Raw genomic sequence first — 2,163 nt, 5'->3', positions numbered from 1 at the left:
TCCAAAGAAGACATAACCGTCCCGATCACGGTTCCGTCAAAATCGCCGAGGGAAACCGCCCCGCCGCTGCTGCCTGCTTCTATATTGCCGCTGGTTATCACATAAGAAGGGAATTTATTGGCCGGATGGAAATACTTGTTATCCAGCATTTCAACTATGCCGGTTCTGTAAAAATCCCCGTTAGGATAAGTGTGGGACATCAGTATGGAACCCGGTGCGGGATCGTGAACGCCCAGCCTGAAAGGCCTGCGCCCGGATAAGAAAGCGGGATCCTCAACCCAGACGGCGGCCAAGTCATAACCGGAGTCCCCGTTAAAGTTGATTACTCTGCCTTTTGAATATTTTCCGAAGGTATCCCTAAGCTGTACGGACTTTGCGTCCCCCACCACGTGGGAAGCCGTAAATACAAGCGGCAGTTCGATAGAGCCCTGCCTTATAAAATATCCGCTGCCGACCTGGCTTTGCAAACCCATGGAAACTATTTTAAAAGTGGCGTCTTCCGGCACAAAAGGCACACGCGGTTTTTTGGGCATAAAAAGCGGCACGTCCCCGCCGGCCGAAGCCGATACGGGCAGAGCTTCGCCGCTATAAGCGTAAGGCATATTTAACGGTGAAATAGAATATCCACCATTTCTCGCCAAAGCGGGAAGGAGCCTTGCGCTTCCGCCGGCTGCGCCGGTAACGTCGGTGTAAGGAGTATAAGTATATGCGTAGGGGCCGGAAGAGTATGCGCGCGCCGCGCTTTTAAGCCTGCTCATCCAAGAAGAAAATTTATTAAAAGCCAGTATTCTGCCTTTTTCAAAGAAGCCCAAATAAGGATAATATCCCGCAAAAGCATGGTTAAGGTCGTTTACGCTTCTTGAGTAATTAAAGAGCGAACCTATAACGCCCCGTTCCGCCGGCGTAAAAGGATTTGCGGGCGTCAATCCGGGCAAGCCGCTTTTGTAAGCGTTATATTTGCTTATAAGGCTTTGCCCCGCCTCGCTACGCAAAGAAGAAAGCAAATCTATTTCGGCTTTTTTTGCAGTATAGCTCGCCTGAGTAAAAACCGCTTTGGCCGCGTCCGCCGGTTTGCCCGTTTCCTTAGCGGCGCTCACGGCCGCGTCGCGGGCGGAAGCCAAAGAAGTAAGCTTTTTGGCGTTTAAATCATTCTGCAATTTTATAAAAGTTTGGGGATTTATATTTTTGCCGAAAGCGCCTTTTATCCTTAAACCCAAACGGGCAAGGCTCCTTTTTGCGGAAATATAAGGAACCAGCTTTGCGTAATTGGCTTTGATATAAGCTATTTTCGCCCCGCCCGTCAAAGACGACGCTTTTACGGCCGTATATGAAGATTTCGCCAAAGTAACGCCTTTTGAGCCGAGTTTAAACAGAGAAACCCCGCCCCACACCGCCAATAATATATCTGCGGAATCCGCGCTCCTTGTAAGATAGCCGTATCTGTTAAGTTTGGCTTTTTTGGCTTCCAAAGCGGCTTTTGTCGTAATCGCGCCGGTGCCTAGTTTGCTTTTAACGGCAGGATATTTTGCCAGCAAAGCTTTATCCAAATCATATTCCTGCGTGGCGGTTATATCTCCGAAGTTCATATTCGCCAAAGCCAAAGCTTTGGCGGAATGCTCGCCTTTTGCGTTAAGAAGCGCGCCGGCCAAAAACGGTTTAACGGTTTTGTTTATATCGCGGTTAAAAGCGTATTGGTTTAAAAGCTTGGCGGCTTCTGGGGAGCCGTCTTCGGCCAGCAGGCGCGCGATATCGGTAAAAACGTTTGAATATACGTAAGAAGTGGTATACTGCCCCGCTTCGGAGGCTTTGCCCAAATAAGAGCCGCCGGCGTTTTTCAAAGCGTCGGCATAATGGCGTACGTTTATATATTCATACCAAGAAGAACCTTTCAGTTCTTTGACGGTATAGTGATTTAAAATTCTGCCCAAAGCTGCATAATGTTTTTTTGCCAGCAGGGAAGAAAAGCCCGCGCTTAAGAGGTAGGTAAAAGCGGCGGTATTTTCCGAATCGTAAATAATTTTTTCAGCCGCGGCGGCGTATCTTGCGTCGCCGGCCGGGCTTACAAGGCCGCCCGAAACCAAACTTTCCACCACGGAAGAGAGCAGGACTTTTGCTCTTTTGCGTTTGGAAGCGTCGCTGAACGAGCCTAAAGAAAGGGGCTGT

General features: G+C 49.2%; 1 protein-coding gene. It reads right to left on the bottom strand.

The window, feature by feature from the left end:
- Positions 1–2,163 (bottom strand): trypsin-like peptidase domain-containing protein (locus ACQY26_RS01945; protein ID WP_428047396.1); only part of this gene is annotated, 2,163 nt, incomplete at both ends.

The organism is Candidatus Proelusimicrobium excrementi (assembly GCF_937881865.1).
GTDB classification, from domain to species: Bacteria; Elusimicrobiota; Elusimicrobia; order Elusimicrobiales; family Elusimicrobiaceae; genus Proelusimicrobium; species Proelusimicrobium excrementi.
This window is presented reverse-complemented; position numbering and strand designations above follow the sequence as displayed.